The sequence below is a fragment of the Nostoc sp. KVJ20 genome (assembly GCF_001712795.1).
Lineage (GTDB): Bacteria > Cyanobacteriota > Cyanobacteriia > Cyanobacteriales > Nostocaceae > Nostoc.
Map to the genome: position 1 here is coordinate 60,920 of NZ_KV757561.1, position 25,710 is coordinate 86,629.

The following is a 25,710-nucleotide window of genomic DNA, read 5'->3' on the forward strand; positions in this document are numbered from 1 at the left end:
GACTAATGACAAAGGACAAAAGACAAAGGACAAAAGATGAATTTTAGTACTGCTCTACCTACTTTCGTAATCACACTCCGAGAAGGAGTGGAAGCTGCCCTTGTTGTTGGCATTGTGCTAGCTTTGCTGAAAAAAGCTAAACAATCCCGACTCAACTCTTGGGTATATGCTGGTGTTGGCGTTGGCATTGTCATCAGTGCCTTAATAGGCGTGTTATTCAGTTGGATAATTCAAGTACTGGGAGCCGCAAATCCTCAATACACCACCGTAGTTGAGCCAGCGCTAGAAGGTGTGTTTAGTGTATTAGCGATCGCAATGCTCAGTTGGATGCTAATCTGGATGACTAAACAAGCCAGATTCATGAAAGCTACAGTTGAGGGAGCAGTCACAGAAGCACTGACACAAAACTCAAATGCTGGCTGGGGTGTTTTTACTTTAATTTTAATTGCCGTTGTCCGCGAAGGCTTTGAAACTGTTCTCTTCGTTGCAGCTAATTTTCAACAGGGATTAATGCCAGCCTTGGGTGCTATTGCTGGTTTGGTAACAGCATCCGCTATTGGAGTGCTGTTATTTAAATGGGGTGTCAAAATTAACATCCGCCAGTTTTTCCAGGTAATGGGCGTTTTATTAGTGTTGATTGTGGCTGGGTTGGTAGTTTCAGCCTTGAAACACTTTGACGAAGCTGTAGCTAACCTTGCCCTTAGCAGTCGCGCTACAGAAAACCTTTGTTTCTATTACGAACATTTTACAAAAGTCCACTCTTGTATTTTGGGGCCAATGGTTTCCAATACTTCCACAATCTTGCCTGACGAACAGTTTCCTGGGATTATTCTCAAATCTTTATTTGGCTATAGAGACAACCTCTATCTTGTGCAAGCAGTTGGATATGTTACGTTTTTACTCACCATTGGAGGATTATATTTCCGCAGCCTTGGAGGTGCTTCTCGTGAAGGTAAAAAGAATATCCCCTTTGGACAAAAACCAATTAGTTCTGCAAAAGATTAAAAGCACAGTCAATTTTATATTTCTTGCCTAGTTCCCAGTCTCTGACTGGGAATTCCTATTGGGAGGCTCCGCCTACCCTATTCATGAATGACAAGCATTTGAAAATAGAACCTAAAACAAGATTTTAAATTATATTTATTGAGCTAAGTACTTTGTGGTGCAAACAACGCTTGCTTAAGCTGCTGACAAGCCTTTTCTATTGCATCTATACTACCTGGATTTACTAGACCAAAATAATCAAACACATAAACTCGGTTATTTTTAGTTGCTTGCAATTTCTGCCAAAAAGCTTCCTTTTTCAAAGAATCTAAAAGCGCTACTTCAGAATTTCCTTGTGGAGGATTAACTAAAATTATCACCTCTGGATTTGCTTCTAAAACTTTCTCAGCCGAAAGCGTCACATAACCACCAACTGGGCTTTTTCCTTGTAAATCTGCTGCTATATTTTTCGCTTGAAATTTCACTAGCAAATCTCCTGCCCAACTATTTTTGTTCGGCGCTAAAATTGGTTGACGACTAACCAGTGCTAGAGTAGAAGGACTCTGAGTTGGCTTATCTGGCAAAAAAGTTTTATAACGGTTTAACAAAGGCTGAGGATCAGCATTAATTGATTTAGCAAGTGTTTTAGTAACTTCTTCTAGAGATTCCCAGCTATTCACCTTAGTGAGCAAAGTCGGAATTCCTAGTTGCTGAAGTCTTTGAATTGGGATATTAGAAAAACCTTCAGCACCAATAACTAAATCTGGCTTCAGTGCTACCACTTTTTCTAAATTTGGTGGACTTTGACCTTCACTAACGCGGGGAATATCCTTAAATCTAGAGTCATTATTAAATAATTTACTACCAGTGATTCCAACAATTTTTGTTTCATCTAGTCGAGAGATAATATCAGCAGAAAGAGAAGAAAGAGCAACAACTCTTTTTGCTGATCCTTTTGGTAATTGTTGAGAGTTCGTGTTAGTCGCCTCAGTGGTATTTTCCACTGTAGTTTGTGGTTGTTGAGTATTTGCAGTGGTGCAAGCAACTAAAACTATACTTAACAAAATTGCTAAAGCTGATAGCAGCCAACGACGATGCATATAAAAATTCCTTATATGAGTGAGAATGGTATAACATTAGCATTCGTAATTCGTAATGACGCTATCAGTTGAATTACGAATTACGAATTCTGAATTATTAATGTAATTTTTCCAATCCCCAGTTAAACTTACTTTGTCTCCATCCAATTGTCACCAACACGCGCCTCCACAAGCAAAGGCACACTCAACTGCACTGCATTTTCCATCACCGACTTAATTTGCAGTTGTAATTCTTCCCACTCATCAGGGGGAATTTCAAACACTAATTCATCATGAACTTGCAACAACAAACGCGCCTGATAGTTCTTCAAAACCTCATGCAATCTCACCATTGCAATTTTGATAATATCAGCGTTAGAACCTTGAATTGGTGCATTAGCAGCAGAGCGTAGTAAACCTGCGTCATAAGCACCTAAATTCTTCAATTTACTCAGATCAATATCTTCTGGATTACTGCCTTTTAATTTACGTAAACTGTTATTAGTAAAATCAAAATAACGACGACGACCGAAAATAGTTTCTACATAACCAAGAGCGATCGCTTCTTTTTTGACTCGCTCTAAATATCCAAAAACTTTAGGATATCGTTCATTAAACCGCTTAATGAACTCGTTGGCAATGTTTTTATCTATCCCAGTTGAGCGCGAAAATCTGAGAGAACCCATTCCATAAATCACGCCAAAATTGATAGTTTTTGCCATCCCTCGTTCTTCTGAGGTGATATTTTCTTTTTCAAATACTAACCGCGCCGTCACAGTATGAACATCTTCATTTTGCTGATATGCTTGCACTAATATCGGCTCTTGACTCAAATGAGCCAAAATTCGTAATTCAATTTGTGAGTAATCAGCAGCCACCATTAACCAACCAGGTTCAGGCAAAAATGCCTTCCGAATTTGGCGACTAAAAGCTGTACGAATGGGAATATTTTGTAAATTCGGGTTAGAAGAAGATAACCTACCCGTTGATGTTGCTGCTTGATTAAAATCAGTATGCACTCGCTGGGTATCTGGACGCACCAATGCAGGTAATGCATCAACATAAGTAGACTTTAATTTGGATAAAGTGCGATACTCAATAATCGCCTCAACAAACCCAGTGTTATCATCTTCTTGAAGTCTTTCCAGTGTTGCTGCGTCTGTAGAGAAGCCCGTTTGTATTTTACGAGAATGTTTGGTGCTTAACCCCAGCTTTTCAAACAAAATTTGGCTCAATTGTTTAGGAGAACCTAAGTTAAAATTTTCCCCAGCTATTTCAGTTGCTTGCTCTTTTAACCTAGCTAACTCTGTTTCTAAATGCTGCGAAAGTTCTTGCAAATAAGCTGAATTAATCCGAACGCCTGTATATTCCATTTGGGCTAAAACCGCTTCTAATGGCTGCTCAACTTCCACTAATAGCTTAGACAAAGCTGGAAATTTATCCAGTTCCTCACGCAATTTTGCCACTAAACCAAAGGTAGAATAAGCATCCATCCCACAGTAGTCAGCTACGGCGGGAATATCTATATCAGCGATAGTTTTGCCTTTAGGAACTAAATCTAAATAACTTTTAGCTATCAATCCCAAATATCGCTGCGACAAATCCATCAAATTATGACTTGAATCTGGATTTAGAATGTAACTTGCCAGCATGGGATCAAACACCACTCCCGCCAAGTTAATTCCTTGACACCTGAGAACTAAGCGGTCAAATTTGGCGTTTTGTAAAGCTTTTGGATAATCCGCACTTTCGAGAATTGGGCGTAATACTTCTAACACCAAATCTTTATGCAAATTTTCTCCAGTTTTATGCCCCACAGGAATATAGGCCACCTCATCTGGTTCCGTTCCCCAACAGCAACCAATTCCTACTAACTCAGCATCTCTTGGTTCTAAAGCGGTAGTTTCAGTGTCCCAAGCAACGGGTGTTTCTGTGTTAGTGAATTTTTCCAAAAGTTTCACCAACTCAGTTAATTTAGCTTCGGTATTGATGATACATGGTGTAATTGGAGAAGTCGATTGTTGTGGAACTGCTGCTGTATCACTAGCACTGAAAAACCACAAATCATTATCTTCATCACCACTGAATTCTGAGTTAGTAGACTTGGGATTATTTGCGTCTGTTTTAGTTTCTTGCTTTTCTTCAACTTTGCCACCAAAACGCTGCTGAAGGTCGTTTATCCTGCCTAAAAAAGACTTAAATTCTAATTTTTCTAAAATTGGTGATAAGACGCTTGTATCAAACCCTTTTAATTTGCAATCTTCTAAATCAAATTCTATCGGAACATCTAAAACTATAGTTGCCAAATAGCGAGACTTCTCGGCATCTTCTTTACCCGCTGCCAGTTTTTTCTGAGTTGCACCTTTAATTTCATCTAAGGCAGCATAAACATTTTCAAGTGAACCGTATGTATTCAGCAGTTGCACTGCTGTTTTTTCCCCAATTCCCTTGACACCAGGAATATTATCTGATTTATCACCACAAAGAGCTTTGAAATCAACAATTTGTGAAGGTAAAACGCCCATTTTTTCTTTGACTTGTTCTGCTTCAAATTCTGTGATGCTATTTGTGGAGCGTTTTAGAGCATCTGGACTAAAATTCAGAACAGTAATTTCTTTGTCAGAATCTATCAATTGAAATAAATCGCGATCGCCAGTTAAAATCTTCACTCTATACCCAGCCGCAGTTACTCGCTGTGCTAAGGTTCCCAAAACATCATCAGCCTCAAAACCAGGGGCAGTGAAAAAGGGTAGATTGAAGCCATTCAGCAACTCATGCAGGTTTGCTAAGTCGGGAATGAAGTCTTCTGGCGTTTCCGGGCGATCGGCTTTATAAGTCTCGTCCGCTTCGTGGCGAAAAGTTGCCTCAGCCAAATCAAAAGCGATCGCCATTGCTTGAGGCTGTTGTGTTGCCATTACCTCCAACAGGCACTTCACAAAACCAAAACATATACTGGTAGGAATCCCCGTTTTGGTACGCAGTCCTCCATCTCGCCCTTTGGCGAAAGCAAAGTATGAACGATAAGCTAAGGAGTGTCCATCTACGAGGATGAACGTGGGGCGTGTTGCAGTTGCAGAAGTGAAAGTTTCAGACATAGCCCTATTTTAGCCAGAAGCCTTGTCACATAGTTAGCAATTTCAGATGCTCGTTTAGCTTGGCTTTGGCGACAATAGCACGATTTTTGCGTACCAATCGGTATTGATATTATTTTAGACAAAGTAATGTCTACGTATTCGCAGCTTTAGTACGGAAGCCAAGTAGAACCAACTTTTAGCAGGGATACTAGCCCAATTAAGTACGTGAGTATAAACATACTAACCAGATAGTAACCAGATCCCCAACTTATCACCAGAAGTCGGGAATCTATCTCCTGAGCATTTTATATTTAATTAGGTTGACCTAGCTTACTTTTCAGGAACCAACAAAAACTAGCTTAATCTTTCGACATAATATTACCCTATAAAAGCCTCTTTGCCTTAGCAAAACTTTATATATATCAATCAAAAAGTCTATTTCTCGAAGGAACTTAAACATAATAACTTTACATAAAGTTACGTGTATTCATCAAGACTACAAGCAGATTTTCAGAGTTAGAAATAAGTTAGTAATCCCGTAATGATTCGTTTCAGAAAAGCATCTCCGATCATGACAACAAAACTATTCAACACTCTGGCTGCTGCCACAACTTTGGCAGGAATCGTTGCGACTTCTGGAGTAGCTAATGCAGCTTCTCTCTCGTACAGTAGTTCCCTTGATTACGATTTGACGGATATCATTGAAGCATCCCTGAGCGTTCAAAAGTTTGACTCATCTTTAGGCACTCTTCAAGGTGTAACAATAGAATTTACTGGCGACATCCTTGGAAATGCAGGTTTTGAAAATAGGAGTCAAACTGCGAGCCTGGTGGCATTAAATCTCACCAGTGAATTCAGCTTACAACTAAATAATCAGTCTCTATTTGCACTCAATCCAGGATATAGTTACAGTTACCAAACTGCTAAATATGATGGTACCACTGATTATAGTGGCACCTCTGGAAAGACTGTTTCTAACTTAACTGCCACACAATCGGGTATACAGTCTTTCACTAATACGCAATTCTTGCAGTCATTCATTGGTAATGGCAACATAGACTTTTTGTTCACAGCTTTAGCTGAATCAGTAGTTGCAGGATCGGGCAACATTAGATCCTATGTTGATACTTATGCCAAATCAGGTATCAAAGTAACTTATAACTACGATGAGGCTAAATCAGTACCTGAACCCTCTGCCACACTTGGAGTTGGTTTAATTGCTGGGCTTTGTTTGTTGTCACAACGCAAAAAAAGCTGGCTCAAGATGCCTAATTCATAGATTTTTTTGAATTGGTAGGTTTTTACCATTCCATCTATCAGTCAGTCTATTTAATTTAAATGAAAATGCCCGATTTTTTCGAGAATCGGGTTTTTTATTGCGCCTATTAGCCAGAATTTTAACAATTTCATTGTGTGACTCAGCATCCTCACAGTATGAAAATTTGGTTGTTGATTTGGTTGACTAGAGAAGCCAATTTTTTCTACTATTCCCCACTGGTCGCTAGAGCCTGTTAACCTCTTACTGGAAGTTAAAATCTAGGAAATTATGCAGAAAGTATCTGCCACACATTTGGCATCTACCGATCATCAGGCTGTTGCAAAAGACATTAAACTACTAGTTTTGGATATAGATGGCACGATCGCTGGACACTCTAACACCATTAGTACAGGTGTTAAGCAAGCTATTATTGCGGCGCAAGCACGAGGAATTCAAGTGGCGATCGCTACCGGTCGAATGTATCGTTCAGCTTTGCACTTTCACCAAGATATCGGCTCTACCTTACCATTAATGGCTTATCAGGGAGCCTGGATTCAAGACCCGATCACCCAAAAAGTTCATCGCCATTGGGTTGTTTCCAGAGAAATCGCCCACCAGTTACTCGACTATTTTGAACAACCTGAGTTGCGATCGCTTCTATCTGTCCACTTTTACATCAATGATCAGCTATACGTCCGTGAGTTAACCAGAGAAACCCAAATGTATGCAGAACGTTCTGGTATTACGCCGATTCCTGTGGGTGATTTGCGTCAAGCCTTAACGAATGAACCGACCAAAATTCTTGCTTTGTGTGATGACACTGATGTGATCGACAAGCTATTAGGAAATTTGCGCCGCCAATACACACCCGCTGAACTTTATCTGACAACATCTGTTGCTACCTTTTTTGAAGCAACGAACGCCTCTGTAAATAAGGGGACAGCTGTACGTTACCTAGCCGAAGAATTATTAGGATTACAGTTAGCCAATGTTATGGCGATTGGTGATAACTTCAATGATGTAGAAATGCTGGAGTACGTTGGACTTGGTGTAGCTATGGGCAACGCACCAGCAGCAGTACAAGCGATCGCTAAGTGGGTAGCTCCTAGCGTAGAAGAAGATGGGGCAGCAGTAGCAATTGAAAAGTTTTTACTGTAGTGAGGGAACTTTTTTAAACCTAACCCATATAAATCAGAAAGGACACCGACGACTGGCCGTGTTTCGTCTCGGTGCCCTAGCTGGTTCGCTCCTCACACACCTGCTAATGTAGCCGAGGTAGTGCATTGAGTCAATAGCTATATTAAAGTTTTTATTTTTACCTAAGCGACATTACTGATTTATAACTCCAAAGGCGCAAAAACACCCAGGTTTTCCTCTAGGACAAATCTTAATACTGACTGAGTAGCCATGAGCAATCCGAGTCTGGCTTGGGCTAGCTCTGGTGATTTAATTTTTACCTCACCCCAAATCCGGCAATTAGACCAGAACTTTTCAAAAGCTTGGCTCAAATTCAGCGCCACTTTTTCCCATTTCACAGAACCGTTAACATCAGGGCACTCCATATCGTCTATCACTTGTATTAACTCGCCAATTAGCCGCCGTTCATCTGGGTGATTTAGCCGCAGTACTCCGTCACAATTAAGCCAAGGTAGAGGGTTAGGAGAGATAAGATCCCAAAAAGCTGGACTAGTATTTGGAACTGGTTCTCTAAGTTTAATCAACCCCTCTCGATGAGCTAAAAGCACTAGGGAACAGCAGCGTGCGTGAGCATATTGAACAGCAAATTGGGGATTGGGGATTAGAGATTGGGGAACTCGGGGCCCCCTCTGGGGATAAAGGGTAATGGGGATTGGCTTTAGTAGTCCCCCTTGTCCCCTTGTCCCCTCATCACCCCCAGTCCCCAGTCCCCAGTCCCCAATCCCCAATCCCCCCAAACTCCCGGCTACGAGACTTTGTAACCAAGTCGCTAATGTTGAGTGAGTTAATTCAAAATGTATCAAACCAGGGGGAACTATTTGGACGCTAAAAACGTCGCCACAGATTCCTGATATATCTGAAGCGATCGCACTGGCAAGCTCCATCGCTTTTCGATTCTGAGATTTTGATAGTCGTAGGGACACACTTGAGGTGTATAAAACTCTATTATCATCTCTACCTTTATGTAGAGGAATTTTCTCATCTTTTATGCATTGATTTCCTGCTTTATAAGTATCAATGCTTAGTGATTTTATTAAATAACTGTAGATTAGCTGCTTGATTGACGTATATCTGCTAATTGGTAATTTATAATGCACGTAATATTTCTTAAGTCATCATGTAAGATATATTTGTTACATTTCTGTCATCTATCTTGCGGTATAAATTTAATTTAGATGAAGAAAAATGAGAAGAGGATAAAATTTGATGAATAATCGATAAATAGTAAGTAAACTTTACTACCATCATTGTACAGTAGGAAGTATAACAAAAGAGTAGAGAGTAATTTGCTTTCTATTCTTTGGATTGGCTGGCGCTGTTAGGCGTTAAGCCTGCCTCGCCAACACAAAGACACTCCTTGCACCCTTTTATTTACGTCTTTGTCTTCAGCCGAACGCTCTTTGTTACCTATGCAATCTCCATCCTCCTTTTCTGAGGCATCACGGCCTTTTTTGACTTGGCAACGCATTCTTGACTGGGCTCAAGAACACTACCGCTGCCGCACCTTTAGCAAAGATGAGCGCATTCCAGCCCGGCCTGGATTGCTGTATTTGGTGCAAAGGGGTGCGATCCGCATGGTAGGAACCGCACAAGTTAGTGCGACTGCTAGTCAGCTAACGTCTCGACGAATCAACAGAACTCCAGAAGAAGCGTTCTTGGGTTTTGTGGGAGCGGGACAGCCATTTGAAATTGTTGCTCAATCACCATTCACACTCCAGGCTTACGCCCATGTTGATCAAACTGCGGTGCTGTGGATGTACTGGCACGATTTAGACAATTGGCCTCACTTCCGTCGCGAAGTTATGGATGCCTTTAGGTATCAGCACCAGCGTAAGCTGCTGTGGCTGAGTGCCTTGGGACAACGCCGCACAATTGACCGACTCTTAGGATTTCTCACATTGTTAATTGAGGAATATGGAGAGCCAGCTATGAGCGACACTGATCCTGATGTGATTCGCGGCTATGCTCTGCCCTTCCCCCTCACCCATGCCCAAATTGGTAGCGCGATTGGTTCTACTCGTGTCACCGTCACCCGCTTGATGGGTAAGCTGCGTCAACGTGGCTTAATCCTGACTCAAGGGGATAATCTAATCTGCTTGCCAGCGGAATCGATTAATAGAGCTGGTTAAGGTAGAGTTCAGAGCGGCGATTTCCGCCACTCTGTCTTGAGTGCGATGGGGACGCCCTATTGAAAGCGATCGCAGGAGTCAGCGAATTTTGACAAACCCTGCTTGGGTAATCAGTTCCTGTCCCTGCTCAGTCAGCAGTAAGTTGGCATAAGCGACACCTGCTTGCTGCTCAGTCTGATCATTCTGTTTGACCACCACAAACAGATTGCGGGTAATTGGGTATTTTCCTGATTGGAAAGCTTCGATGTTCAACTTGTTCCGTTTACCAGGACATTCAGACGGGAGGACAGAAGGTTCTTGGTATGGAGCAATGTATTGCCCTTGCGTTCGCCCCAACGGCAAGGCTTTGATTGAGCATTGAGGAATCACCTCTGGGGCAGAAGCGTAGTAGATGCTACCAGGACTACCAGCTAATTTTTGCAAGGCTTGGGTGGTTGTGGAGATAAATTCCACATTGGAGCTGAAAGCTTGACCACCCAAGATGTCTTGGACAAAAAGTTCCACTGTACCGCCATCAGCAATGCGGCGAGAATAGGGCTTAATCGGGATATTGGGGCCGCCCACTTGGCTCCAATTATTGATTTTGCCTGTGTAAATTGACTTTAACTGTTCTATCGTTAGTCCTGGGATATTCAGGTTGGGATTAACTGCAACTGCTAAACCATCAATTGCCACAGGAATTTGTTTTAAACTGAACCCACGCTGCTGGGCACGACTTAATTCCTGATCTAAAACTGGTCGGGAGGACTGGGTAAAGGCTAGTTGACCATCTATTAACGACTGGATGCCAGTACCAGAACCAGGAGATGCAGTGCTGGGTTCTACATAGCGCAGCCGTAACTCTGGCCGCGCGGCTTGAATTGCTGAATCAACTACCAATCGAATCGGTGCCCAAGATGTACTGCCACCGTAATTGAATAATCCTGTAGGAACATCCTTTACTGAAGTGAAAGTATTGCCACTAGGTTGTTCCGATCCGGTTTGGGGCGTTTTGGTGTTACCAGAATTAATTGTATTTAGCTCGACACCAGATTTTCTAGTAAACCACCAAAAACCGCCAGCTATTAGCCCGACGGTGATTAGGATGGATAATACAAGAATAGTTGTTTCATTTTTTTGGGACATAGTATGATTACCCGCGTGTCCATTCAATATAAGTGCTTGACTTGATAAGTGCTTGCTACTTGAGATTGTATTTTGGAAGACGGGTGTTTTATTAAAAATGCTGACAAATCCTCACTTCTTACTACAATAGATGCCAAGGTATAATAAATTTTCTCTGGATTAATCGTCTCTTTTCTCAAGGCTTGAATGTTGTTGACATCCTCACCGACCTAAAGGCGCTCTTAAGAAGGAGTAATAAGTAATAAGTAATAAGTAAATACTCATTACTCATTACTCATTACTCATTACTCCTTACTCATTACTTTAAAGCCGTTCTAGAAGCACGAAGCTTCAGACCCAAATATGTGGTGAGGATAAGTTGTTAGTTGATACTAAGAATTTTCCCCATAAAGCTCAATTTCTCATCTTGAGGGTTTTTCCAGGTTAACGATTGGTTAATTTTTAATTTTTTATTGCTGATTAACGCACTGGTTCAAAGTCATAGCCGGTGCGGGAGCGAGAACCAGGAACAATTTTTACAAGTTGGACTGGCGCATTGCGATCGCCTGATGCTAAAAATCGAATTGTGCCAGAAGCGCCGCTGGTAGAAAATTCAGAGGACAAGAGTGCTTGTTGGACTCCCGATCGCGTGGGATTACTTTCTAATGCCGCAATTAGAGCCACAGTGGCATCATAACTGAGGGCGCTTCGCCAACTCACATCACCACCCCATAACTGCCGCGATTTCTGAGGAAAATCTGATTTGCGATCGCCCTCAATATGCCAGGGAACTGCCACTATCATTCCCGCAGCTTGCTCCCTGCCAATTTCTAAAGTTTTAACGGTGTAAACATCATCTCCTCCTAACAGAGTTAACCGTTTCTGGTTAATCTGAACTACTTGCAGGGCTTTATCGAGAGTTTCAGCGTTAGCAGCTAGCATCATTACTTCTGCGCCTTGCTTAGTTGCTTGTTCTACACTTTTAGCCGCACTAAAATCCGCTTTGGATAAGTCAAATTCGCTAGATACCTGTCCACCCTCTAGGGAAACAGATGAAACAAACTCCGACTTTAAAGACTGGCTATAGTTACTCTGAGAATTAAAGAAAACCACTGCATTTTTTTTCTGCAAGGTTCTCACCATGTAGTTGGCTAAACTTCTCGCAGCCATAAAATCACTGGGAACCGTGCGAAAAACGTAGCGGCTAAAGTTAGAAATTTTGACAGATGTGCTGGTAGGAGAAATTGCTACAAGTTTCCCAGAGGTATAAATAGTACCTGCGGCTAAGGTGGAATCGCTAGTATTGGGCCCAACTACACCTAAGACTTCAGAATTGCTAACTAGGCTAGAAGCAATTTGTTTGGCTATTTCTGGATTGTCGTCGTCATTAGCTATCCCTACCCTCAACGGCACTCCCTTGACTCCACCAGATGTATTAATTTCATTTTGGGCTTGAGCAACACCACGTAAAATTTCTAAAGAAACATTGGGGTCAGTGCCGAATGGTACAGAAGCCGCAATAGTGTAACTCTTGGAAGAACCGATCCGGGCATTGTTAAGAAAGATCAGTGCTTCTGGATCGTTACGGTTGAGTTTTAGGGCGGCTGTGAAATTGGCGATCGCTTTGTCATAACTTTTATTAGCGATCGCCTGTACTCCTTCTTTTTTAACTGGAGAAATGTCACCCTGAGTAAAGGATTTTTCCCCAAAACTAACGCGGTCTTTGCTTTCTGGTTCTGGGTTTTGAGTGATGGTATTACCAATTTTGACCCCAGAGTTGTTAGTAAACCACCAAAAACCACTGCCAACTATTCCAACTGTCAGCAGCAGGGCCAAAGCTAAAATTATGGTTTCATTCTTTTGTGACATGAACAAATTTGAATAAAGAAAAAATTTTAAAGTATCAGAGATAATAATTTATAAATAAGTCTAAATACGGCTGTGAGTGAAATGGCTACTAAGCCTGCGGCAACTGCTAAAATAACTACTGACAAAATATCAAGTCCCCCGCGTAAAAAGGGGAGAAAAAAAATAATCGCAAAAGTAATTGCCGGAATAATCAATAAATCGAACTTTTCAATCCACCGCCTTGTTTGGGCAAATATCAGCATCCCCAAAATCACACACGCAACACTTAAAGTAACTATTGGTGATTTTACTAGACTGAAGAGAGCGATCGCGATCAATGCACCCTCAAATCCACTAAACGCCGCCCCACCCAATAATTCCAATGTAGAAAACGCTGGTTGAGTTGGTGGACGACGGGGGACGACAGGACTGGAACTTTTGGGTGTTTGTGGCGGGAGGGTTACAGAGGGCGAGTTAAATTGTGTAGAGGCTTGAGCCGCCTGTGAGTTAAGTGCAATTAGAACCTCCTGGGCTGACTGGAAGCGCTGATTAGCAGCAGGTAGGAGCATCTTGTCTAAAATGTCAGCAAGGCGAGGGTTGACACTAGCTTGCATTCGCCATTTCCACTGGTTGCTATAGGCATCAAATAGTTGAATTGCTTCCTGATTTGTTAACAAGGTAATCAGAGTTACAGCTAAAGCGTATAAATCTGTAGATGGAAATACTTGACCCCCAGCCATCTGCTCAGGTGGTGCAAATCCCATAGAATAAATTCCTGTGGAAGAAGCCGCAGAACCAGATGCAGCATTTGTGACTTGCTTAACTGCACCAAAATCTAGTAAAAAAAGTTTGCCATCACGACGACGCATGATGTTAGAAGGTTTAATGTCTCTGTGGATAATGCCTCTGTCATGGACAAACTCTAATACCTTCAGGATTTCTTGCAATACCTCTAACACCTGCTGTTCAGAAAATTTACCCTGTTGAACTAATTCTTCCTCTAGGTTTTGCCCATTAATGTATTCTTGCACCAAGTAAAAAAATTGGTCTTGCTCTCCTGCTTGCAAGCTATTAACTATCACTGGAAAGAAGGCAAATAAGTCAGGAATTTGATCGTGATCGTTACCAAGTTGTGCTAAAACTTCTGCTTCTCTCTCAAACATCAACTGTGCTTGTTGCAGTTGAGTTAAGGTTAAATTTCCCGCTGGTTGGAACTGCTTAACTACGCATTGACGCATTCCCGGTATTCGGCGATCGCGTGCCAAAAAGGCCGCTCCAAACCCGCCCCTTCCCAGCAGCTTCGTTGGCACGTATCGACCATCTAGCATCAGTGGCATTCCACAGGTAGTGCAATACTTTTGCTGGGTTGTTTTCAGTGTCGTAACATCATCTAAATCAGAAAAATAGTTTTGCGGTCGTGGACAACGTGGACGAGTGCAGTAAACTTCCATTTTCGTGATTAGTCAAAATAATTCGTAATTTATAATACTCGCCATTCGCGTAGCGTCTCGTAGAGAAAGCGAGAAGCAAGCAACGTAATTCGTAATTAGTTCAGCTTACAGAGAAACTAAATTTCTTAATGAGGAACAGGAACTTTTTTTTCTGATGTTAAACCCTTGGCTTGCCTACAGCACCCTGCACGAACAGCGATAGGTTAATAATTACGAATTACGAATTACGAATTACGAATTACGAATTACGAATTACGAATTACGAATTATTTGGTCAAATGACCTAATTTTATTCTTCGCTGGAGGAGATGGGTGTTGCTATCTCTAATGTAGTTAACACTATGTTTTTTTGTGCTAATTTTAACACATCTTGATTCCATCCTGGGTTAGCAAATTGGGGCAAAATTTCTTGACTAAAGGCTTCTGCGGCCTTGGATCTATAGCGATTGGGATTGAAAATCAGCCACAGTGTCCGTTTGACAACGACGCCTTCAATGTTGGCAAAGTGGAGAACGCCCATTTGTAACTCTTTAGCGATCGCACTTGTTGAAACAAAGGCAGCCCCCAAACCAGATTGCACAGCATTTTTGATGGCTTCAATGGAATTCAATTCCATTTCCACCTTCAAACGTCTGGTATCAATTTCGCAGCGTGCTAACACTTGGTCAATTACTTTGCGGATAGTCGATTGGGAATCTAGGGCAATGAATTGTAATTTATATAGGTCTTCTTTTTGGATTTTTTCAAGTTTGGCAAAGGGATGAAAGACAGGTAAAATCAGCGCTAGTTCGTCTTCAGCGTAAGGAATAACTTCTAAAGATTCTGAAAGTTCACCAGGAATTTCACCGCCGATAATCGCTAGATCAACTTGTCCGTTAGCGACACTCCAAGCAGTCCGTCGGGTGGAGTGGACGTGTAATTGCACCGCCACATCGGGATATTTTTGTCGAAACATCCCGATCATTCTGGGCAAAAGATAAGTGCCGGTGGTTTGAGAAGCACCGACAATTAAAGTACCGCCTTGGAGATTTTGTAAATCCTCGATCGCACGGCAAGTTTCCTGACACAGGCTGAGGATTTTTTCACCGTAGCTTAAGAGTAGATGCCCGGCTTCGGTTAATTGGGCGCGTCGTCCTCCACGGTCGAATAAGGGGACATCGAGTTGCCGTTCGAGATTTTGCACTTGCAAACTCACGGCGGGCTGTGAGACATAAAGACTATCAGCGGCACGCTTGAAGCTTCCTTCAACAGCGATCGCTTTCAGGATACGTAACTGATCTAAAGTGAAAGGAAGGTCAGACATAAGGCTCAACCCACAAACTTTTAAAGGAGCAGATGCACGCAATGAATCCGGTTTGGCAGCAATCAGCCGGACATGATTTGTTGCATATTGAACTTGAAGGCTTGACTCGAAAAAGACAGTAGCACAACATCTTGACTAAAGTCCCCTTTTGAATACTTTGTGGTATTGGTTGTACTGAATTCAATTTTCTTTAAATTACTTCACCGGTGTATATGCTGCTGATTTCTTGGTTGACACCCAGTCATTTTGTCATACTGGGGTTACAAATAGTTTTTGCGATCGCTCACAGTGGAGGCGCTGCTTTGCGTCCTTGGGCAGAAAAGTATATTGGCCCAAGGCTTTATCGCATTCTCTTTGCATTAGTCAGCCTACCGTTGGCTGTGATATTAATTATTTACTTTTTTGGGCACCGCTATGATGGTTTGCAACTTTGGCAGGTACAAGGAGTGCCTGGAGTACGAGAATTTGTTTGGCTGCTGTCAGCAATCTCGTTTTTGTTTTTATATCCTGCTACCTTCAATCTACTAGAAATTGCTGCCATTCAAAAGCCCCAAGTTCATCTCTACGAAACAGGAATTATTCGGATTACCCGTCATCCCCAGATGGTAGGACAAATAATTTGGTGTGTTGCCCATACTCTATGGTTGGGTACTACCTTTACTCTTGTGACTTCCATTGGATTGGTGTTACATCACTTGTTTGGGGTTTGGCACGGGGATCGCCGTTTGAGCGATCGCTATGGGGAAACTTTTGAACTTGCCAAACAGCGGACTTCAATTATTCCCTTTAAAGCAATTATTGACGGGCGTCAATCTCTCAAATGGCAGGAATTTCTACGTCCTGCCTATTTGGGAGTTGCCATTTTTATAGCTTTGCTTTGGTGGTCGCACCCTCTGTTACTGGAAGCAACCAGTAGGATAGCATGGTAAATTCAGGTGATCCCCAGTGTCAGCAGAAAATCCGAAATAGATAGAAATTTAAGCTTATCAATTACCCCAAATCAATGTAGGATAAATTCAAATATCTATCAGTGGGGGTGCATTCAGTCAGCTTAAGATTCTATGTCGGTAGTCATTAGTCAATTGCCTTTCCTTGGGAGTTAATGGCAGATTCAGTCAATCCCCAGGCAGCCACGGTAGTCAGGAATTTAACATCAAAAAAAGCCAACGCTATTGCTACGTTAGCTTTTTTGTCAGAGACACATTATGCTCAATTTTTATCTAATTATTCTGTGTCCTGAAAGTTGGTGTCCTAAAAGCATCTATCGGCAGTTAGTGATTTGCCAATCCTTCACCGAAGTTAGTGCTGAGTCCTGAGTCCTGAGTAAAATCAAGCAATTTAGTATTCATTGCTTGGTAATTAGTCCCAAGCCCCCTTGTACTCTAGAAGAAAAAGAAACGATTTCCTCATTCAATCCCCTAACTTTAGTTATGGACTTATACTCAGCACGGGTTAAATGCCCCCTACTGCGAACAGGACTCGGAACTCAGCACCACTGAATTCAGTGGTGATAGCTAGTTTGATATAAAAACCTTAATAATCCAAGAGGCGTCATGGTGTTGTCGGTTAGTGAGCGGACATTTACTCAAGAAGTTTTAGAATCTCCTATTCCTGTTTTAGTTAATTTTGAAGCACCCTGGTGTGGCTTGTGTCGGATTATCCACCCACTGTTGTTGCAATTTCAAGCCCAATGCGGGGAAGAAATTAAATTAGTTAGCGTTAACGCCGATCAAAATTTTAAATTGTCTACTACTTATAGGCTAAAATCACTACCCACTTTACTATTGATTGAAAATGGTACCATTCGCCATCGCTTGGAATGCTTTCGCGGCAGAGAAGATTTACGTCTAGCTTTAGAAGAGATTAAAGCCAGCTACAGCAATTACCCCAAAATGTACAAAAGTTCCAAAACAGTGGACTTAGAGTGTCGTTCAGCTTGATGGATACTGGGTATTGGGCATTGGGCATGGGGCATGAGGCATAGGACAAATGACAAATGACCAATGATAAATGACGAGTGACAAATGACCAATGACGAGTGACCAAATCTAAAACCATGCTTAACACCCCACCCAATGACCTTTGGGTGGGTTATTTTATGCTAAAGGGTGTGTGTCACAATTATTAACAGTTCCGACACGCTATTCAAGAATTCTAAAAGTAGGCGTCAGTGATGGAAGTAATCTATCAGTATGCCTGGCTGATTCCGGTGTTCCCTCTTTTTGGAGCAATGCTGGTCGGTCTAGGGTTAATCTCGTTTAATCAGGTGACAAACCGCCTACGGCAGCTTAACGCTGTGGTGATTATCTCCATGATGGCAGCAGCTATGGGGCTGTCCTTTGCCTTGTTGTGGAGTCAAATTCAAGGACACCCGGCTTATCTCCGCACCTTTGAGTGGGCGGCTGCTGGCAATTTTCACCTGAGCATGGGCTACACTATTGACCACCTGACAGCCCTAATGCTGGTGATTGTCACAACGGTAGCCTGTTTAGTCATGGTTTACACCGATGGCTACATGGCTCACGATCCCGGCTACGTGAGGTTTTACGCCTATCTCAGTTTGTTTGGCTCCTCAATGTTAGGTCTGGTGGTCAGCCCCAACCTAGTACAGATTTATATATTCTGGGAACTGGTGGGAATGTGTTCCTACTTGCTGGTCGGTTTTTGGTACGATCGCAAGTCAGCAGCCGATGCCGCTCAAAAAGCATTTGTAACCAACCGCGTAGGCGACTTTGGTCTGTTACTCGGCATTTTGGGGCTATTCTGGGCAACAGGAAGCTTTGATTTTAATATCATGGGCGATCGCCTCGCCCAACTCGTCGAATCAGGTTCTATCAGCAATTTTCTCGCTGTCCTGTTTGCGATTTTAGTTTTCTTAGGGCCAGTTGCTAAATCAGCCCAATTCCCCCTCCATGTCTGGCTACCAGACGCAATGGAAGGCCCCACCCCCATTTCTGCCTTGATTCACGCAGCAACAATGGTGGCGGCTGGTGTTTTCCTCATTGCCCGGATGTACCCAGTATTTGAAGGCGTTCCAGTTGCAATGAATGTCATTGCCTTTACTGGGGCGTTTACGGCGTTTTTGGGGGCTAGCATTGCCATTACCCAAAACGACATCAAAAAGGGCTTGGCTTACTCCACCATTTCCCAACTGGGTTACATGGTGATGGCAATGGGAATAGGTTCCTACAGTGCTGGACTATTCCACCTGATGACCCACGCCTATTTCAAAGCGATGCTGTTCTTGGGTTCAGGTTCAGTAATTCATGGTATGGAAGGTGTCGTTGGACACGACCCCGCCTTAGCTCAAGATATGCGGCTGATGGGTGGACTGCGAAAGTATATGCCCGTCACGTCAATTACCTTTTTGATTGGTTGCTTGGCAATTTCTGGTATTCCGCCTTTTGCTGGCTTCTGGTCAAAAGATGAAATTCTGGGGAAGGCTTTTGAAGCTAATCCACTCCTCTGGTTCATCGGCTGGCTAACTGCCGGGATTACTGCTTTCTATATGTTTAGAATGTATTTCATGACATTTGAAGGCAAATTCCGGGGTACTGACGAGAAAATCAAACAAAAACTCAAGAAGGCTGCGGCGACAATTGTCCTGGAATTAGAGTCAGAAGAACTAGCCCCAAATTTTGGGCCTGGGGCGATGAAGAAAGGAGAATTGGCGGCAACTAGTCAGCAGCATGATTCCCATGATTCCCACGGGCATCACAGCGACTCCCCCCACGAATCGCCGTGGACAATGACGCTGCCGTTGGCACTGTTGGCTGTGCCTTCGATTTTGATTGGTTTGGTGGGAACTCCCTACGCCAATTATTTTGAAGAGTTTATCTTTCCTCCTAGCGAAACTCTCTCCGAAGTTATAGAAAAGGCTGCCGAGTTCAATCCGACGGAATTTTACATCATGGCGGGTGCTTCAGTCGGAATTTCTTTAATTGCGATTACCCTGGCTTCGCTGATGTATTTGCGCCGTAAAATTGACCCAGCTGCGATCGCTGCTAAAATCAAACCACTTTATGAGTTATCCCTCAACAAGTGGTACTTTGATGACATTTACCATCGGGTTTTTGTCCTCGGCTTGCGTCGCCTAGCTAGACAAGTTATGGAAGTTGACTTCCGCGTTGTCGATGGTGCTGTTAACCTCACAGGCTTTTTCACCCTTGTTAGCGGTGAAGGTCTGAAGTACCTAGAAAACGGTCGCGCTCAATTCTATGCCTTGATTGTATTTGGGGCGGTTTTGGGCTTAGTAATTGTCTTTGGTGTCACCTAACGTAGAGACGTAATATATTACGTCTCTACATACGTTTTACATAGCGTATCAATTAGTGATTAGGCAATAACTATGTTGTATAAAGATGAAGGCAAGGATATAGATTTACCTACCTTCATCTTTCTTTATTTTTATTAAATCAACCTAACGAGGAAGACCAAATACCGAAAAAGCTGTTAGTTAATAACTAGTGACTTTTTGCCAAACATGATTTTGATAGCAGACAAATTGTGATGAATACAGCTAATTTCCCGTGGCTGACGACGATTATTCTGTTGCCAATAGCCGCGTCGCTACTTCTTCCCATCATCCCTGACAAAGAAGGCAAAACAGTGCGCTGGTACTCCCTCATCGTAGGGCTGATAGATTTTGCACTAATTGTTTACGCTTTTTATACTGGGTATGATTTCTCCAATCCAGATTTGCAGTTGGTGGAAAGTTACCCCTGGGTACCACAATTGGGTTTGAATTGGTCAGTAGGGGCTGATGGCTTATCCATGCCCTTAATTATTTTGACTGGATTCATTACCACGCTGGCGATTTTAGCAGCTTGGCCTGTCACCTTCAAGCCCAAGCTATTCTACTTCTTGATTTTGGCAATGTATGGCGGCCAGATTGCCGTGTTCGCCGTCCAGGATATGCTGTTGTTTTTCCTGGTGTGGGAACTGGAACTGGTACCGATATACTTTCTGCTGTCGATTTGGGGAGGTAAAAGACGGCAGTATGCAGCGACCAAATTTATTTTATACACCGCCGGCGGTTCGCTGTTTATTTTGCTGTCTGCCCTGACAATGGGATTTTACGGCGATACGGTGACATTCGACATGAGAGCGATCGCCTTAAAAGACTTCGCCCTGAATTTTCAACTTGCCCTCTATGCTGGCTTCCTAATTGCCTACGCCGTCAAATTGCCGATTATTCCCTTGCACACCTGGCTACCTGATGCCCACGGTGAAGCTACAGCCCCCGTACACATGTTATTAGCAGGTATTCTCCTGAAAATGGGTGGTTACGCCTTAATTCGGATGAATGCTCAAATGCTCCCCGATGCCCACGCTTATTTTGCACCAGTGTTGGTAGTTTTGGGGGTAGTTAATATCATCTACGCTGCCTTGACATCCTTTGCCCAGCGCAACCTAAAGCGAAAAATTGCCTACTCCTCAATTTCTCACATGGGCTTTGTGATGATTGGTATTGCCTCCTTCACCGATTTGGGATTGAGTGGGGCAGTATTACAAATGGTTTCCCACGGGTTAATTGGGGCGAGTTTGTTCTTCCTGGTTGGCGCAACTTACGATCGCACCCACACCCTGATGTTGGATGAAATGGGCGGTGTTGCGAAGAGAATGCCGAAGATTTTCGCTATGTTCACCACCTGTTCGATGGCTTCTTTGGCATTGCCAGGGATGAGCGGTTTCGTGGCAGAATTGATGGTGTTTGTGGGCTTTGCTACTAGCGATGCTTATAGCTCTACCTTCAAAGTGATCGTGGTGTTCTTGATGGCAGTGGGAGTGATTTTAACTCCGATTTATCTGCTGTCGATGTTGCGAGAAATTTTCTACGGTAAAGAGAACGAGGAATTAGTTTCTCACCAAGCTTTGATAGATGCCGAACCCCGTGAAGTATTTATCATTGCCTGTTTGTTAATTCCAATTATTGGTATTGGTTTCTATCCCAAATTGCTGACTCAAATGTATGACGCTACAACTGTACAATTGACGGCAAGATTGCGTGATTCCGTGCCGACATTAGCACAACAAAAAGACGAAACACTAAAGGTTTCTTTGAGTGCGCCCCAAATTGGTAATTAAGTTGCGATCGCTAGTTTAGTTTAAATATTTATTGCTTCGAGGGCGGGTACAAAACCCGCCCTTTTTGTTACTCATTGAACTAAGTTAAAAAAATACTCTATGGGGTAAGCGAGTAGAGGTGTTTTTCATAATTTTCATAAAAATAGATTTTAAGCTGATTGATTTGTTTGCAACCAGTTAAATAAATCTTCCATAGCAGTAAAATCTAATAAAGATTCACCAATGTTTTCTAACTGATTTAAAGAAAGAGATTGGATGCGTTCTTGCAATTCTGGTGATAGTTCTCCCACTCGTCTTTGTAGTAACCTTAAAATCAGCTGTTGTTCACCTTCTTGTTTTCCGCGCTCGTAGCCGATGCGCTCACCTGTAGTTACGTATCTCATAGTCCGCTCCTGCTCAATCTTCATAAAAATAGATTTCAAACTGATTGATTTGTTTGCAACCAGTTAAGTAAATCTTCTATAGCAGTAAAATCTAACAAAGCTTCACCAAGGGTTTCTAACTGATTTAAAGAAAGAGATTGGATGCGTTCTTGCAATTGTGGTGATAATTCTCCCACGCGTCTTTTTAGTAACCTTAAAATAAGTTGTTGTTCACCTTCTTTTTTTCCTTCTTGTTTACCTTCTTGTTTTCCGCGCTCGTAGCCGATGCGCTCACCTGTAGTTACATATCTCATAGTCCGCTCCTGTTCAAATTGTTTAAACTCTTCCCAAAATTGATTTTCTAATGCCTTTGGTAATATCATAACCCAATCGATAAATCGATACAAATTACGAATATCCTGCTCTTCTAAGCCCAAATCATATAGTCTGCGAATTAAGCTAAATTTCCAGATTTTGCGCTGTTCAGGTGATGAGCGTGTCTGCTGCATTTTCAAATGCGCCATGACGACAGTCGCAAATGGATTATCGCTATTTTCTAACTCGTGAAAGCGATTTTCGTAATCCAAAAGTTTAATACTACCAAATTCAAAATTTAAGCGAGTATTGGGATAATTGTAACTGTAATTGTTTGGTCGCCATTCGCGGTTTGAATCACAGAGAATTGCAAGGCTAATTGCTGGTTGATCAAAGCGGTCAAATATGCGAAAATTGTAGGTAAACATCCGCTTAGAAAAATTATCTTCTTTTTGCGCCTGAATTTCAACATGGATTAATAACCAAAGTTCTTCCCCTTGGATTTGCCAAACTTTGACTAATTGATCAGCATATCGCTTACCCTGTTCGGCTTCACGAGCTATTTGTTGAAATTCTTTATCTAGAAATTGATATGGACGCTCCCAATCAATTAATGCAGAAGTTTCTGGAAAAAAGAAATGCATGGCTTGGGGAAAATAAGCTTCTAGAATTTCTTTCCAAGGGCTATCAAAATCAGCGCGTTTGCTATCACTAGTCATGTCATTTTTCATTTGTCCAGAATAGCATCAAATTCTGGATAGAGTCGCGGTACTTGCAGTAGCTAGTTTAGAACTTTGATTAATCGGAATCTCTACCCAAAATTCTGCTCCCTGTCCTGGTTCCGAAATACACCAAATAGCTCCGTTGTGTTTTTCTGTGATAATCTGAGCGCTAATTGCTAGTCCTAACCCAGTGCCTTTACCTGCGGCTTTTGTGGTAAAGAAAGGGTCAAATAATCGTTGCTTAACTACTGCGGTCATGCCAGGGCCATTATCTGCAATTTGTACAGTTATACGATCCGAGTTGCGTAATTCAGTACGAATGACAATCTGGCTGGGATTAGCTTCTATGTCCTCAAGAGTTCGCTTACTGTTATAACTATCCAGAGCATCAATGGCATTACTGATCAGATTCATAAATACCTGATTCAGTTGTCCGGCATAGCACTCTACTAAGGGAATATCACCATATTCTTTGATTATTTCAATTCCGGCATTTCCAGACGTTTGTTTGAGGCGATTCTGTAAAATCAGTAGTGTGCTATCAATACCTTCATGAATATTGACAGGTTTCATATCCGCTTCGTCAAGTCGAGAAAAATTCCGCAAGGATAGAACTATTTCACGAATGCGATTAGCTCCCATTTTCATTGAAGTTAGGATTTTAGGTAAATCCTCAGTCATAAAGTCAAGGTCGATTGCTTCTATATGAGCTTGTACTTCAGATGTTGGATTAACATTGGACTTTTGATAGAGTTCTACCAGTTCCAATAAGCCGAGTGTATATTCATTTACATGGGTCAGATTGCCGTAGATAAAGTTAACTGGGTTATTGATTTCATGAGCTACTCCAGCCACTAATTGACCTAAACTCGACATTTTTTCAGTCTGAATTAGTTGGGCTTGGGTTTCTTTGAGATTGTGTAAAACTTGGTTGAGTTGTTCTGCTTGGGCAGTAGCAGCAGCAGTAGCAGCGCGGCTTTGATTATACAATTGGGCTTGGTCAATAGCGATCGCTAACTGGTCAGCCACGCCTCGAATAATTTCCACTTCATCATCACTCCAAGGGTGAAGCTCTCTACTATGTTCGCAGACAATCACACCCAAACAACCCGACTGGGTTTGAATTGAAACTATTAGTAGAGACTTAAAGCCCAATGTCACTAGTAAATTCCGACTCTTGAAATCAAGCCACGAATCTGTCGCAATGTCATCAAAGCAAAGCAAATTCCCTTGCATGACAGCTTCACTCAGGGATTCCACGTTCTGGATAGGAGAACAGCCTAAAGGTTCTGTTAAATCGGGAGCGCAAGCTTGCTGACTCAGTTCAAAGCTAGTAGATTCATCTTCTTGATGACACCAAAAAAACTGGCATCGATCGATCTGTAGCAGTTCCCGAACTTCAACCACTACAGTACTCAAAATCGTATTTAGATCCAGCGAGTTACGAATTTGACTAGATAGACGAGTTTTAAGAATTTTCTCCCGCTCAACTAGCTCTCGCAATTGGACTTCAGACTGTTTTAACTCTAGCTTGGCCATCTGACGATTGACACTAGCTCTTGCTAGTAGCCAAGAACCAATACCAATTAGTCCTATTAACCCAGCATATAGCAGTAGCAATTGACTCAAAAATCGGTTTGATTTGGTCGTCAACGCCTCTGGCGATACCCATGAGACAATCTTCCAGTGATAGGATTTAGGATCAATTTGATGTTGGCTTGGTGCAAAAGCTTGTCCGGCTCCCGTACTAGATTTTTGCCCTTCCACAAGTGGATAGACTGTGGTAAAAGTGAACATTCCCTCAGCAGTTTGGAATTGTCCCGATTCTTTTTGAGAAATTTCCTGCCATGCTTGGGGAAAAGCTTTGCCAAAAGTGCGGTTTTTGCGTTCGGGAAACATAAATCCCCATTCATCTTCAGGCTTCACCCCTTTTAACCAGTAACCATCGGCATTCAGTAGCATTCCCTGGCTAGAAGCATTAGCAAAAGTTTGATTAAAATTGTCCAGCAGTTTTGCGCCGAAATAGTTTAAGATTACAACGCCTCGTTTCTGCCCACGGCTATCAAAAACAGGAGTACCAAAGCGGATCATTGGCTTAAGGGGTTGTTCAACCTGACCACGTTCGATGTTGAGGTCAAGGGGAGAGACAAATACTTGTCCTTGGTTTAACCGCAAAGTGTCATTAAACCAGTAGCGCTTGGCTTGAACTTGCAGTTTTTCGTCGGGGACAATCGCTGGTTCACCCTGGTTAAAGTTGACTCTGACAACTTCCTTACCTGATTGATCCAAAAAGCGGATTTGGTCGTAAAGTTTTTTATATCGAGAAAATGATAAAAATTCTTGGGAAAGTGCCTGTTGTTGTCTATCCACTCCCTCTAAAATTCTTTGTAGCTCGTTTTGTTTAGAGATAACCATCAAATCTGAGATAACAGAATGAAAATCTCCACTGATTACTTTGGTTTGTAAATCTACCTTGCCGATTTCATTAGTTTTTAATACAACTTTTTCAGTTTGTACCTGTTGGTAGTAGATAGTTGCGATAACACCCCCAACTAATGCTGACAAGGGCAAAAAAACCGTTAGGAAGTTTTTGATTAAAACTCGTGAATGTATCTGTAGTGACATATCTGTTACTTAAGTAAAACTCAAATATCGGGCTAAAAATTAGCTAAGTTCCAGATGCGCTACATTTTCGGAGTCCAGGTTGAGAGAAGATTTTTTCTCTTGGTAGGTATAGGTATTCAGCCCAGCTACCAAATTAACCATGAAATTGAATACTCTGCGACTTCTGGAATGT

At 42.2% G+C, this 25,710-nt stretch carries 18 protein-coding genes; 8 read left to right on the forward strand and 10 right to left on the reverse strand.

All coding sequences use genetic code 11. The features are described from left to right. Positions 1–36 precede the first annotated feature (36 nt). Positions 37–1,005, forward strand: coding sequence for an FTR1 family iron permease (locus A4S05_RS04360; protein ID WP_069068600.1), 969 nt, complete (start codon positions 37–39; stop codon positions 1,003–1,005). A gap of 143 nt (positions 1,006–1,148) precedes the next feature. Here the strand turns inward: A4S05_RS04360 and A4S05_RS04365 are convergent, their stop codons facing one another. Continuing rightward, the gene (locus tag A4S05_RS04365; RefSeq protein WP_069068601.1) at positions 1,149–2,084 is read right to left on the reverse strand and encodes an ABC transporter substrate-binding protein; all 936 of its coding nucleotides are present in this window, start codon (positions 2,082–2,084) and stop codon (positions 1,149–1,151) included. A gap of 128 nt (positions 2,085–2,212) precedes the next feature. Then, on the reverse strand, positions 2,213–5,158 hold the full coding sequence (polA, locus tag A4S05_RS04370) for a DNA polymerase I (RefSeq protein WP_069068602.1): 2,946 nt from the start codon (positions 5,156–5,158) through the stop codon (positions 2,213–2,215). 550 nt (positions 5,159–5,708) lie between these two features. Here polA and A4S05_RS04375 point away from each other — a divergent pair. Continuing rightward, positions 5,709–6,416 (forward strand): choice-of-anchor E domain-containing protein, encoded by a 708-nt coding sequence (locus tag A4S05_RS04375; protein ID WP_069068603.1) that lies wholly within the window; start codon positions 5,709–5,711, stop codon positions 6,414–6,416. Positions 6,417–6,683: 267 nt separating this feature from the next. Beyond that, positions 6,684–7,553, forward strand: coding sequence for a Cof-type HAD-IIB family hydrolase (locus A4S05_RS04380; protein ID WP_069068604.1), 870 nt, complete (start codon positions 6,684–6,686; stop codon positions 7,551–7,553). Between the two features lie 179 nt (positions 7,554–7,732). Here A4S05_RS04380 and A4S05_RS04385 read toward each other — a convergent pair whose 3' ends face one another. Beyond that, positions 7,733–8,476 carry a DALR anticodon-binding domain-containing protein gene (locus tag A4S05_RS04385; protein ID WP_176726912.1) on the reverse strand — a complete coding sequence of 248 codons (744 nt, stop codon included), beginning with the start codon at positions 8,474–8,476 and terminating at the stop codon, positions 7,733–7,735. Positions 8,477–9,001: 525 nt separating this feature from the next. On the opposite strand from A4S05_RS04385, the gene A4S05_RS04390 reads away from it, so the two are divergent. Continuing rightward, positions 9,002–9,721 (forward strand): Crp/Fnr family transcriptional regulator, encoded by a 720-nt coding sequence (locus A4S05_RS04390; RefSeq protein ID WP_069068606.1) that lies wholly within the window; start codon positions 9,002–9,004, stop codon positions 9,719–9,721. A gap of 78 nt (positions 9,722–9,799) precedes the next feature. Here the strand turns inward: A4S05_RS04390 and A4S05_RS04395 are convergent, their stop codons facing one another. The 4 genes from A4S05_RS04395 to A4S05_RS04410 form a co-directional block, all read right to left on the reverse strand. Continuing rightward, positions 9,800–10,846, reverse strand: a complete 1,047-nt coding sequence (locus tag A4S05_RS04395; RefSeq protein WP_069068607.1) for a PstS family phosphate ABC transporter substrate-binding protein — start codon at positions 10,844–10,846, stop codon at positions 9,800–9,802. Positions 10,847–11,305: 459 nt separating this feature from the next. Continuing rightward, on the reverse strand, positions 11,306–12,694 hold the full coding sequence (locus tag A4S05_RS04400) for an ABC transporter substrate-binding protein (protein ID WP_069068608.1): 1,389 nt from the start codon (positions 12,692–12,694) through the stop codon (positions 11,306–11,308). Between the two features lie 26 nt (positions 12,695–12,720). Further along, on the reverse strand, positions 12,721–14,124 hold the full coding sequence (locus A4S05_RS04405; protein WP_069068609.1) for a serine/threonine-protein kinase: 1,404 nt from the start codon (positions 14,122–14,124) through the stop codon (positions 12,721–12,723). Positions 14,125–14,413: 289 nt separating this feature from the next. Then, positions 14,414–15,427, reverse strand: coding sequence for a LysR family transcriptional regulator (locus A4S05_RS04410; RefSeq protein WP_069068610.1), 1,014 nt, complete (start codon positions 15,425–15,427; stop codon positions 14,414–14,416). A gap of 212 nt (positions 15,428–15,639) precedes the next feature. Between A4S05_RS04410 and A4S05_RS04415 the strand changes: the two genes are divergently transcribed. From A4S05_RS04415 to A4S05_RS04430, 4 genes are all read left to right on the forward strand, one after another. After that, positions 15,640–16,356, forward strand: a complete 717-nt coding sequence (locus A4S05_RS04415; RefSeq protein ID WP_176726913.1) for an NnrU family protein — start codon at positions 15,640–15,642, stop codon at positions 16,354–16,356. A 624-nt stretch (positions 16,357–16,980) separates the two neighbouring features. Next, on the forward strand, positions 16,981–17,367 hold the full coding sequence (locus A4S05_RS04420; protein ID WP_069068611.1) for a thioredoxin family protein: 387 nt from the start codon (positions 16,981–16,983) through the stop codon (positions 17,365–17,367). 233 nt (positions 17,368–17,600) lie between these two features. Next, the gene (locus A4S05_RS04425; RefSeq protein WP_069068612.1) at positions 17,601–19,703 is read left to right on the forward strand and encodes an NAD(P)H-quinone oxidoreductase subunit 5; all 2,103 of its coding nucleotides are present in this window, start codon (positions 17,601–17,603) and stop codon (positions 19,701–19,703) included. A gap of 233 nt (positions 19,704–19,936) precedes the next feature. Beyond that, positions 19,937–21,514 (forward strand): NAD(P)H-quinone oxidoreductase subunit 4, encoded by a 1,578-nt coding sequence (locus A4S05_RS04430; RefSeq protein ID WP_069068613.1) that lies wholly within the window; start codon positions 19,937–19,939, stop codon positions 21,512–21,514. A gap of 149 nt (positions 21,515–21,663) precedes the next feature. Here A4S05_RS04430 and A4S05_RS04435 read toward each other — a convergent pair whose 3' ends face one another. Genes A4S05_RS04435 through A4S05_RS04445 form a run of 3 tightly spaced genes read right to left on the reverse strand, consistent with a single transcriptional unit; the run spans position 21,664 to position 25,538 of the window. After that, complete coding sequence (locus tag A4S05_RS04435; RefSeq protein WP_370684393.1) at positions 21,664–21,897, reverse strand: DUF4351 domain-containing protein; 234 nt, start codon at positions 21,895–21,897, stop codon at positions 21,664–21,666. Between the two features lie 35 nt (positions 21,898–21,932). After that, the gene (locus A4S05_RS04440) at positions 21,933–22,910 is read right to left on the reverse strand and encodes a DUF4351 domain-containing protein (protein WP_069068615.1); all 978 of its coding nucleotides are present in this window, start codon (positions 22,908–22,910) and stop codon (positions 21,933–21,935) included. Positions 22,911–22,937: 27 nt separating this feature from the next. Beyond that, positions 22,938–25,538, reverse strand: a complete 2,601-nt coding sequence (locus A4S05_RS04445; protein ID WP_069068616.1) for an ATP-binding protein — start codon at positions 25,536–25,538, stop codon at positions 22,938–22,940. Positions 25,539–25,710: the final 172 nt, after the last annotated feature.

Bases quoted from the DNA above. Each gene is read 5' to 3' on its own strand.
- A4S05_RS04400 (WP_069068608.1), bottom strand. From the start codon at position 12,694: ATGTCACAAAAGAATGAAACCATAATTTTAGCTTTGGCCCTGCTGCTG.
- polA (WP_069068602.1), bottom strand. From the start codon at position 5,158: ATGTCTGAAACTTTCACTTCTGCAACTGCAACACGCCCCACGTTCATC.
- A4S05_RS04395 (WP_069068607.1), bottom strand. From the start codon at position 10,846: ATGTCCCAAAAAAATGAAACAACTATTCTTGTATTATCCATCCTAATC.
- A4S05_RS04405 (WP_069068609.1), bottom strand. From the start codon at position 14,124: ATGGAAGTTTACTGCACTCGTCCACGTTGTCCACGACCGCAAAACTAT.
- A4S05_RS04410 (WP_069068610.1), bottom strand. From the start codon at position 15,427: ATGTCTGACCTTCCTTTCACTTTAGATCAGTTACGTATCCTGAAAGCG.
- A4S05_RS04445 (WP_069068616.1), bottom strand. From the start codon at position 25,538: ATGTCACTACAGATACATTCACGAGTTTTAATCAAAAACTTCCTAACG.
- A4S05_RS04375 (WP_069068603.1), top strand. From the start codon at position 5,709: ATGACAACAAAACTATTCAACACTCTGGCTGCTGCCACAACTTTGGCA.
- A4S05_RS04385 (WP_176726912.1), bottom strand. From the start codon at position 8,476: ATGGAGCTTGCCAGTGCGATCGCTTCAGATATATCAGGAATCTGTGGC.
- A4S05_RS04420 (WP_069068611.1), top strand. From the start codon at position 16,981: ATGGTGTTGTCGGTTAGTGAGCGGACATTTACTCAAGAAGTTTTAGAA.
- A4S05_RS04435 (WP_370684393.1), bottom strand. From the start codon at position 21,897: ATGAGATACGTAACTACAGGTGAGCGCATCGGCTACGAGCGCGGAAAA.
- A4S05_RS04360 (WP_069068600.1), top strand. From the start codon at position 37: ATGAATTTTAGTACTGCTCTACCTACTTTCGTAATCACACTCCGAGAA.
- A4S05_RS04415 (WP_176726913.1), top strand. From the start codon at position 15,640: ATGCTGCTGATTTCTTGGTTGACACCCAGTCATTTTGTCATACTGGGG.
- A4S05_RS04430 (WP_069068613.1), top strand. From the start codon at position 19,937: ATGAATACAGCTAATTTCCCGTGGCTGACGACGATTATTCTGTTGCCA.
- A4S05_RS04365 (WP_069068601.1), bottom strand. From the start codon at position 2,084: ATGCATCGTCGTTGGCTGCTATCAGCTTTAGCAATTTTGTTAAGTATA.
- A4S05_RS04440 (WP_069068615.1), bottom strand. From the start codon at position 22,910: ATGACTAGTGATAGCAAACGCGCTGATTTTGATAGCCCTTGGAAAGAA.
- A4S05_RS04425 (WP_069068612.1), top strand. From the start codon at position 17,601: ATGGAAGTAATCTATCAGTATGCCTGGCTGATTCCGGTGTTCCCTCTT.
- A4S05_RS04390 (WP_069068606.1), top strand. From the start codon at position 9,002: ATGCAATCTCCATCCTCCTTTTCTGAGGCATCACGGCCTTTTTTGACT.
- A4S05_RS04380 (WP_069068604.1), top strand. From the start codon at position 6,684: ATGCAGAAAGTATCTGCCACACATTTGGCATCTACCGATCATCAGGCT.